At 67.9% G+C, this 9,512-nt stretch carries 7 protein-coding genes; 4 read left to right on the top strand and 3 right to left on the bottom strand.

Features of this window, described 5'->3' with window-relative positions; genetic code table 11:
• Both VFS34_10730 and uvrA read right to left on the bottom strand, forming a co-directional pair.
• Window positions 1–386 (bottom strand): hypothetical protein (locus tag VFS34_10730; GenBank protein ID HET9794927.1); only part of this gene is annotated, 386 nt, incomplete at its 3' end.
• Window positions 355–3,201 carry an excinuclease ABC subunit UvrA gene (gene uvrA / locus VFS34_10725; protein HET9794926.1) on the bottom strand — a complete coding sequence of 949 codons (2,847 nt, stop codon included), beginning with the start codon at window positions 3,199–3,201 and terminating at the stop codon, window positions 355–357. The genes VFS34_10730 and uvrA, both read right to left, overlap by 32 nt.
• Before the next feature lie 187 nt (window positions 3,202–3,388).
• Between uvrA and VFS34_10720 the strand changes: the two genes are divergently transcribed.
• The 3 genes from VFS34_10720 (at window position 3,389) to VFS34_10710 (ending at window position 6,677) form a co-directional block, all read left to right on the top strand.
• Complete coding sequence (locus tag VFS34_10720; GenBank protein HET9794925.1) at window positions 3,389–3,862, top strand: Lrp/AsnC family transcriptional regulator; 474 nt, start codon at window positions 3,389–3,391, stop codon at window positions 3,860–3,862.
• A gap of 2 nt (window positions 3,863–3,864) precedes the next feature.
• A complete protein-coding gene (locus tag VFS34_10715) occupies window positions 3,865–4,491 on the top strand; it encodes a MarC family protein (GenBank protein HET9794924.1) in 627 nt (208 codons plus the stop codon).
• Window positions 4,492–4,712: 221 nt separating this feature from the next.
• A complete protein-coding gene (locus tag VFS34_10710) occupies window positions 4,713–6,677 on the top strand; it encodes a hypothetical protein (GenBank protein ID HET9794923.1) in 1,965 nt (654 codons plus the stop codon).
• A 75-nt stretch (window positions 6,678–6,752) separates the two neighbouring features.
• On the opposite strand, the gene VFS34_10705 is transcribed toward VFS34_10710, so the two are convergent.
• Window positions 6,753–9,071, bottom strand: a complete 2,319-nt coding sequence (locus VFS34_10705) for a PBP1A family penicillin-binding protein (protein HET9794922.1) — start codon at window positions 9,069–9,071, stop codon at window positions 6,753–6,755.
• Between the two features lie 71 nt (window positions 9,072–9,142).
• On the opposite strand from VFS34_10705, the gene VFS34_10700 reads away from it, so the two are divergent.
• On the top strand, window positions 9,143–9,512 hold a 370-nt coding region (locus tag VFS34_10700; protein ID HET9794921.1), incomplete at its 3' end, for a hypothetical protein.

Raw genomic sequence — 9,512 nt, 5'->3', positions numbered from 1 at the left:
GCGCCCGCGGCTCCGCCCCGGACGCGCCGGATCGCGTCCGCCGTGAGCGCGATCGCTCCCGCTCCGGCGACGACGGAAAGCGACCGCATCCCGAACGCGCCGTCGCCGAAGAAGGAACACCAGAGCTTCAGGAGCCCGTAGTAGAGCGGAGGATGCGCTTCCGCGCGGATCGCCGGGAGCAACTCTCGCCACGAACGCCGGACGAGGTTGCCGCCGAGGAATTCGTCGAACCAGAGGATCTTCTCCCGGGCCGCGACGACCCGGAGGAGGAGCCCCGCGAGGACGGCCGCCGCGATCGCGACGTCCGCCGCGGCCTCCCGGCCGCCGCCGGCGGCCGCCGGGGGAGCGGCCGGGTCAGCGGCTGGCGCGCTTCGGCGATTCCCCAAGGATCTTCCGGAGGTACTCCCCGGTGAACGATCCGCGCACGGCCGCGAGGTCCTCGGGAGTGCCCTCGGCGAGGAGGCGGCCGCCCCCTTCCCCTCCCTCGGGGCCGAGATCGATGATCCAGTCCGCGGTCTTGATCACGTCGAGGTTGTGCTCGATGACGATCACGGTGTTGCCCTTGTCCGTCAGGGAATGGAGGACGGAGAGGAGCTTCTGGATGTCGTCGAAGTGGAGTCCGGTCGTCGGTTCGTCGAGGAGGTAGAGCGTCCGGCCGGTCGATCGCTTCGCGAGCTCGCGCGCGAGCTTGATGCGCTGCGCTTCCCCTCCCGAGAGGGTCGTCGCCGGCTGACCGAGCGTGATGTAGCCGAGCCCCACGTCGGTCAGCGTCCCGCAGATGTTCGCGATCGGAGGAATGTTCCGGAAGAGCTCGTACGCCTGCTCGACCGTGAGATCGAGGATGTCCGCGATCGACTTCCCCTTGTACGTGACCTGGAGCGTCTCGCGGTTGTAGCGCTTCCCGCCGCACACGTCGCACGTCACGTAGATGTCCGGGAGGAAATGCATCTCGATCTTGATCTGTCCGTCTCCGGCGCACGCCTCGCAGCGTCCTCCCTTGACGTTGAAGGAGAACCGTCCCGGCGAATAGCCCCGGGCGCGCGCCTCGGGCGTCTTCGCCATGAGATCGCGGATCGCGTTGAACACGTTCGTGTACGTCGCCGGATTGCTGCGCGGGGTGCGGCCGATCGGGCTCTGGTCGATGTCGATGACCTTGTCGATCTCGGCGATCCCGTCGATCCGGTCGTGCCGACCCGGCTTCTCGGAGGAGCCGTAGAGCGCGCGCGCCAGCGCCGGATAGAGGATGTCGTTGACGAGCGTCGATTTGCCGGACCCCGAGACGCCGGTCACGCAGGTGAACACGCCGAGCGGAAAGCGCACGTCGACGTTCTTGAGGTTGTGTTCCCGGGCGCGACGGACGACGAGCGCCTTCCCGCGGCCGGGCCGGCGCAGCATCGGGACCGGAATCTGGCGCTCGCCGGAGAGGTACTTCCCGGTGAGCGACCGCGGGAATTTCTCGATCTCGTCCGGCCGGCCGGCGGCGACGATCTCGCCCCCGTGGACTCCCGCTCCGGGTCCCAGATCGAGCACGTGGTCCGCCGCCCGGATCGTCTCCTCGTCGTGCTCGACGACGATCACGGTGTTCCCGAGATCGCGCATCGAGAGGAGAGTGTCGATCAGTCTCCGGTTGTCGCGCTGGTGGAGCCCGATCGACGGCTCGTCGAGCACGTAGAGGACTCCCGTGAGCTTCGACCCGATCTGGGTCGCCAGATGGATCCGCTGGGACTCCCCTCCGGACAGCGTGGCGGCCGTGCGGGAGAGGTTCAGGTACCCGAGCCCCACGTTGTTCATGAAGCCGAGCCGGTCGCGGATCTCCTTCAGGATCTTTCCGGCGATCTCGGTCTCGCGAGGGGAGAGCGCGAGCGCCTCGAACCAGGCGATCGCGTCGGCGATCGTGAGATCCCCGATCTCGTCGATGGCGCGGCCGTCGATGCGGACGGCGAGGGCCTCCGGCTTCAGCCGCCGCCCACCGCACTCGGGGCACGGCGTCACGGACATGAACCGTTCGAGCTCGGCGCGGTGCTCCGGGTTCTCCGTTTCGCGGTACCGGCGCTCGATCATCGGGATCAGCCCCTCGTACGCCGAACGCCAGTTGTACTCCCCTTTCTCGGCGACCCAGGAGAACCGGATCTCGTCCCCTCCGGAACCGTAGAGGATGACGTCGCGCGCCTTCCGGGGGAGCGCCGAGAACTTCTGGTCGAGCGAGAACTTGTAGTGGCGGGCGAGCTGCTTCATCTGGCGGTTCCGCCAGTTCGTCGACCCCGGCTTGAGCAGGGCGATCGCTCCTCCGGCGATCGACTTCTCCGGCTCCGAGACGAGCCGTTCCGGATCGGCCTTCAGGATCGTGCCGAGCCCGGAGCACTTCGCGCACGCCCCGTAGGGAGAATTGAACGAAAAGAGCCGTGGAGTGATCTCGGCGAGGGACGTCCCGCAATCGGGGCAGGCGTAGTTCGCCGAGAGGACGTCCTCGGAGCCGTCCGCCTTGAGCAGCACCACGAGTCCGCCCGAAACCCGGAGCGCGGTCTCGATCGAGTCGGCGAGGCGCTTCGCGTATTCGGCGTCGGCGGAGCCTTTCGCGACGAGGCGGTCGACGACCACTTCGATCGTGTGCTTCTTCTGCTTGTCGAGCTCCGGCGGCGACTCGAGATCCTCCATGCGCCCGTCGACGCGCGCGCGAAGAAAGCCTTCCCGCACCATCTGCGCCATCTGCTTGCGGTACTCCCCCTTCTTGCCGACGACGTGCGGGGCCAGGATCGAGAACCGGGCGCCTTCCGGGAGCCGGAGGGCGCGGTCGATCATCTCCTGGGCGGTCTGCGCGGCGATCGGCCGCCCGCACTTCGGGCAGTGGGGCTTCCCGACCGACGCGTACAGGAGGCGGAGGTAGTCGTAGATCTCGGTGACGGTGCCGACCGTCGAGCGCGGGGTCTTCGATGTCGCGCGCTGGTCGATCGATATCGCGGGGGACAGCCCTTCGATCGCGTCGACGTCCGGCTTCTCCATCTGCTCGAGAAACTGCCGCGCGTAGGCGGAGAGCGACTCGACGTAGCGCCGCTGCCCTTCCGCGAAGATCGTGTCGAACGCGAGCGACGATTTTCCCGACCCGGAAACCCCGGTCAGGACGACGAGACGGTCGCGCGGGATGTCGACCGAAAGATTCTTCAGGTTGTGCTGGCGGGCGCCGCGGATCCGGAGAGCGTCCATCCCGCGCATTCTATCGGGAGAGGGGAACCGACGGGAGCCGCCCCCGCGCGGCGCGGCCGCGCTCCTCCCCCGGGAGCCCGACCCCCGGAGACGCGGCGCCCGTACAGAAGATTCTTCCGTGAAATCACATATACACACAATTTTATTCTTTACATGGAAGAGTTCATTGATGTAATCTCCCGGCGTCATGAACGGCCTCGACGCGCTCGACCGGGCGATCCTCCGCGTGCTGCAGGACGACGGAAGGATCACGAACACGGACCTCGCCTCGCGGATCGGGCTGACGGCGGCGCCCACCCTCGAGCGCGTGCGGAAGCTCGAGCGGGAAGGCTTCCTCCGGAAGTACGTCGCCCTGGTCGACCAGGGGAGGGTCGGAAAACCGGTGACGGCATTCGTCGCGGTGATCATGAAGTCTCATGGCCAGCAGACCGACGCGTCGTTCCGGCGCGCGGTCGCAAAGCTCCCCGAAGTCCTCGAATGCCACCACATCGCCGGCGAGGAGGACTACCTGCTGAAGGTCGTGACGGCCTCGCCCGTCGATTACGAGCGGTTCGTCCTCGGCCGGCTGCTGAAGGTTCCGGCGATCGAAAAGATCAAGACGACGTTCGTGCTCTCCTCGTCCAAGCTCGAAACCCGGATTCCGATCGAACCGGAGGGATGATCGTGCTCCCCCTCTGGAATTTCGGCGTCCTCGCCTTCACCTCGCTGTTCACCGTGATCAATCCGATCTCGGCGGCGCCGATCTTCGTCGGGATGACGTCGGGAGCCCCGGCCGGAGAACGGCGGCGCGCGGCCTTGAAGTCGAGCCTCGCGGCGGGCGCGACGCTCCTCCTGTTCGAGGCGGCCGGAGGTCTGATCTTCTCTTTCTTCGGAATCACGGTTCCGGCCTTCCAGATCGCCGGCGGCGTGCTCTTCACGATGATCTCGATCCGGACGCTCAACAACGGTCGAGAGGAAGTGGAGGCGGAAGCCGCCGGCGGAGATCCCTCGATCGTTCCGCTCGCGATCCCGACGATCGCGGGGCCGGGCGCGATCTCGACCGTGATGGCCCTCGTCGGGCAGGCGCCGAATTACCGACACCGGGTCGCGCTCGCCGCCGCGATCGGCGCCGCGATCGCGATCACGTGGGTCGTCCTTCTGGCCGCCCCGTGGATCGTGGAGAAGATCGGCCAGACCGGCCAGCGGATCGTCGCGAAGATCATGGGCCTGATCACGTGCGTGATCGGCGTTCAGTTCGTGATCAACGGCATCACGCCCGTGCTCGCCGGCATCATCAAGAGCTCTCGTTGAGCGACCGCGGACCATAGATCGTTCGTCTCCGGCCGCGCATCGTTGTTGAACGAAAAGACAACAGTCGAGCCGGCTTTCCCAGGCGCGGACCGGGGCGCCGAAGGGCCAACCGCAAGATTTCGAAAGCTTTTCCGCCGCCGGTCGCGGCCGTCTGGCCGCCTCGCCGCTTTCCTTCGCGAAGGGGAGTGACTAGACTTCGAGGGAGCGGGAGGAGACCATCCATGGCAAAGCGATCGATTCTGGCGCTCGCGGTCATCGTTGCGGCTGCGGCTCCATCGAGGGCGGCATTCAACGCGTGGACGACCCACGGCCCCGAGGGAGGACAGATCACCGCGATCGCGGTGGATCCCGGCCACGCCTCGACGGTCTATGCCGGGACCGCGTTCGCCGGTGTGTTCAAGAGCGAGGACGGCGGGAAGAACTGGACGATCGTCAGCAACGGATTGACCGATCTCCACGTCCACGCGCTCGCCGCCGATCCCAAGAACGTCGGAACGCTGTACGCCGGAACCCTCGAGGGCGTGTTCAAGACGACCAACGGAGGGGGCAACTGGTCCCAGATCAACGCCGGCCTCAAGAAGAACGTCGTCGTCTTCTCGCTCGCGATCGATCCGGGAGACCCGTCGATCGTCTACATCGGCACGAACGGCGACGACGTGTGGAAGACGACCAACGGCGGGACGAAATGGCTCCCGGTGTCGACGGGACAGAGCTACGGAGTCGTCACCGCGATGGCCATGGATCCCACCAACACCGCGATCCTCTACGCGGCGACGTTCTCGGGCGCCTTCAAGACGAGCGACGGGGGGAAGAGCTTGAAAGCGGTCAATCGCGGCCTGACCGCGCAGGACGTGTTCACGATCGCGGTCGACCCGCACTCTCCGTCGACGGTGTACGCGGGAACGGGCCTCGGAGGCGCGTTCCGGACGACCGACGCGGGCGAGCACTGGGAAGCGATCAACTCCGGGCTGCCGAGCGCGCTCGTGCAGGCGATCACGGTCGACCCCGCCGTCGGAGGAACCGTCTACGCCGCCAACGGGACGAACGGGATCCTGAAGAGCGTCGACGCCGGCCTCCACTGGAAGCCGATCAATTTCGGGCTTTCCCGAAGGCTCGTGCAGACCCTCCTTCCCGATCCCGCGACGCCGGGAACGCTCTACGCCGGCACCGGCAGCGACGGGATCTTCAAGTCGGTCAACGGCGGCAAGCGCTGGGAGGCGACGAATTCGGGCCTGACCGGCGCGAGCATCGGGTCGCTCGCGATCGACCCGCGGGAATCGACGACGATCTATGCCGGCACCCTCGGGGGAGGCATCCACAAGAGCACGGACGGAGGAGCCCACTGGGCGCCGGTCAACGCGGGAATTCCGAACAACAGCTACGTCTTCGCTCTCGTCGTCGACCCCGGAGATCCGGCCGTGCTCTACGCGGGAACCGCGAGCGACGGGATCTTCAAGACGACCAACGGCGGCAAGGAATGGGCGGTCACGAATCGGCAGAACGAGAGCCGCAGCGTGCACTGTCTCGTCATCGACCCCCAGAACCCCGCCGTCCTCCGCGCCGGCACGACCCTCGGCGGCGTCTACAAGTCGACCGACGGCGGAAAGACCTGGACGGTCCTGAACAGCGGCCTGACGAACACCGACGTCCTCACCCTCACGCTCGATCCCCGCGAGAAGGACACTCTGTACGCCGGGACGAACGAAGGAGGCGTCTTCAAGACGGTCGACGGCGGCCTGCACTGGAAGGGCGTCAACGTCGGGCTCCCCCGCAATGCCGTCATCTTCGCGCTCGCGATCGATCCGAAGAAGACCGACGTCCTCTACGCGGGGACGCAGGAGGGGGTCTTCCGCACGAAGAGCGGCGGGTCGAGCTGGGCGGCCGTCAACATCGGGCTGACCGACACGAACGTCTTCGGTCTCGCGATCGACCCGGCGAATCCCGACACGCTGTACGCCGGAACGCAGCGCGGCGTCTTCCGGAGTTCCAGCGGCGGCGGCGGGTGGGCGGAGTTCGACAACGGCATGGGGCCGAGCGTCGTCCGGACGCTGGCGATCGAACGCGAGGGGCGTTTTCTCCTGGCCGGAACGGAGCAGGGCGTCTTCGACTTCCAGTTCGTCGCGCAGGCGAAACCGCAGGCCCGGTCCGAGGAAGTCGCGACGACGACCGGCGGCGGGCTGCAGTAGAACGTCGCGGGCCGGTCGCGAGTCTCGACTCGGAATCGCCGTCGGGGACTCGCCGACTCGCGACTCCCCCGGCGACTAGTTCGGAGCGTCTCGCGGCTCGAGGACTCGCGACTCCGCCTGCGGCATCGGCGCGTGCACGGTGCAGTAGCGGACCGGCGCGGTCCCCGAGAGGAAGACCTCGGTCATCGTCTGCGGGCAGAACGGCGTCACGAGCATGCCGGTTTCCGGATCGATCTCCGCGGTGACGATGTCGGCCGGAGCGGTGAACGATTCCGAGAGCAGGTTCGACGGCACGCCTTTGATGAAGTCGGTGAAGATCGGCACGGCCGCCTGCGATCCCGAGAGGTTGAGGCCCCGATTGTCGTCGAAACCCACCCAGACGGCCGCGAGGATCTTCGGCGAGAAGCCGATGAACCAGGCGTCGCGTCCGTCGTTGGTGGTCCCGGTCTTCCCGGCGAGGACTCCCTGGACGCCGCGCGAGCGGATCCCGCCGCCCGTGCCCCGGTTGACGACTCCCTGCATGAGGGAATCGACGAGGAACACGGCATCCGGCGGCAGCACCCGGCGAAGCGGCGTTTCGCGCCGCTCGAGAACCCGGCCGGAAGGATCGGCGACGCCCGCGATGGCGTTCGGCTCGACCCTCACGCCCCCGTCGGCGAGCGCGCAGTACGCGGAGGCGATCTCCATCGGAGAAATCTCGAACGCGCCGAGGGCGAGCGAGGGGTAGCCCCGGAGGCGCGACTGGATTCCCGCCGCGCGCGCGGCCGCGACGACCGTGTCGAGCCCCGCGCGGACCGCCACGCGGACCGTCGGCACGTTCACGGACATTTCGAGCGCGCGCCGCGCCGAGATCGGCCCGCGATACTGGTTGTCGTCGTTGCGCGGCGTCCAGCGCTCGTTTTCCTCGCCTCTTCCCCAGACCAGCGTGATCGGCGAGTCGATCAGGATGCTCGCCGGGGTGATCGGCTCGGGGAGGTCGCGCCGGGAGAACGCCGCGAGATACACGAACGGCTTGAAGAGCGAGCCGGGCTGGCGGTGCGCCTGAGTGACGCGATTGAACTGCGAGAGCGCGTAGTCCCGCCCCCCCACGAGCGCCCGCACGGCGCCGGTTCCCGGATCGATGACGATCAGCGCTCCCTGGAGCGGCCCCTCGCGCGAAGCGTTCCGGAGCCGTTTGTAGCTTTTCTCGAGGTTCGCGAGACCGTCGGTCACCGACCTCTGCGCGCGGCGCTGCAGGTCCACGTCGAGCGTCGTGAAGATCTGGAGTCCCTCCGTCCCGAGCTTCTCGCCGTATTTCTCCTGCAGCTGGTTCTCGACGAAGTTCACGAAGTGCGGCGCCTGCACCCGAACGGGGGGATGCGTCGACGGGGTCAGCGGTTCGGCGACGGCCCGTTCGTACCCTTCGCGATCGATCTGTCCCGCTTCGAGCATCATCCGGAGGAGGGCGTCCCGGCGCGCGCGGCAGCGGTCCGGATAGCGGAACGGGTTGAATCGGCCCGGCGACGCGATCATCCCGGCGAGCGCGGCCGACTCGGCGACGTCGAGGTCGGAGGCGTTCTTCCCGAAGTAGTATCGCGCCGCCTCCCCGACGCCCGTGATCGAGATCGCTCCGCGCTGTCCGAGGTAGATCTCGTTCAGGTACGCCTGCAGGATCTCCTCCTTGGAGTACGAGGCGTCGAGGATCACGGCCATCATCGCCTCGACGGCCTTCCTCTTGATCGTCCGGCGCGGCGACAGGTAGAGGTTCTTGACGAGCTGCTGCGTGAGGGTGGAGCCGCCCTGGGACGCGGACCCGTGGCGGATGTCGTTGAGGAGCGCGCCGAGGATCCGACGCCCGGAAACGCCGCCGTGGCGGTAGAAGTCGCGGTCCTCCCGCGTGATGATCGCGTCGACGAGCGGCCTCGAGACGTCGGCCAGCGTGACGAGCGTCCGATCTTCCAGCTTCTTGTCGAAAACCGACCCCAGCAGCTCCGGTTCCACGACGACCGACGAGACCCGGTCCCCGTCGAGGGTCGCGATCGACCGGATCTTCCCGGCGGCGAAGTCGACCCGGACCGGGAATCCTTCGAAGCGGCGGCCGATGAACGAGAAGGAATGGAGCCAGACCTCGACGAACCCCTTTCCCGCCCGATACTGGCCGGGCCGGACGGGCTTTTCGTCGACCGGGGAGTAATAGAGGCGGCCGAGCTTCTCGACGAACGTCTCCGGGGCGAGCTCGAGGCCGGGAGAGAGGGTCTCGACGTCCGAATAGATACGCGACGGCAGGTTCCAGCGGCGCCCGTTGAAACGGGAGGTGACGACGCTCGCGAGATAGGCGACCGAAAGCGTGCCGGCCGCGAAGACGATCGACGCCGAGAGGACGATCGCGGTGCGGTACCGTCGGAGCAGCTCCATGCGGGAAAGATAACAAGATCCGGGCCGCGAAATTGCCCGCGGCCCATCCCGGCAAAGTAGACTCTCGGCGCATGCCGAAACGCGCCGTGGACCCGCGACCCGCCGGGCCTTCCGGGACGCCCGGAGGCTTCGCCGGCGCGCTCGCGGCCGTTCTCGCCGGCGCGGCGGTGCTGGCCTCGTGGTTCGCGATCGACCCCGCTTCTCTCGATTCGTTCGACGCACCGAAAGCGATCCTCGCCTCCACCGCGCTCGGCCTCGCCGCCGCGGCCGCCTTCGGCGACCGCGTCCGCCGGGCCGGCTTCGCCCTCCCCCGGGTATCGCTGCCGGCGGCGCTCCTCCTCGCGGGGCTCGCGGCGACGGCCGCCTCCTCCCTTTCGAGCCCGCGCCGCGCCGCATCGCTCTCGGCGTTCCGCCTCGCGCTCGTCTTCCTCCTCGCGCTCC

The sequence above is a fragment of the Thermoanaerobaculia bacterium genome, from assembly GCA_035717485.1.
GTDB lineage: Bacteria > Acidobacteriota > Thermoanaerobaculia > UBA5066 > DATFVB01 > DATFVB01.
The sequence above is the reverse complement of the archived record's forward strand: the minus strand, read 5'-3'. Positions and strand labels throughout refer to the sequence as shown.

Coding starts and splice junctions, on each gene's coding strand:
- uvrA (HET9794926.1), bottom strand. CDS start 3,201: ATGGACGCTCTCCGGATCCGCGGCGCCCGCCAGCACAACCTGAAGAAT.
- VFS34_10710 (HET9794923.1), top strand. CDS start 4,713: ATGGCAAAGCGATCGATTCTGGCGCTCGCGGTCATCGTTGCGGCTGCG.
- VFS34_10720 (HET9794925.1), top strand. CDS start 3,389: ATGAACGGCCTCGACGCGCTCGACCGGGCGATCCTCCGCGTGCTGCAG.
- VFS34_10705 (HET9794922.1), bottom strand. CDS start 9,071: ATGGAGCTGCTCCGACGGTACCGCACCGCGATCGTCCTCTCGGCGTCG.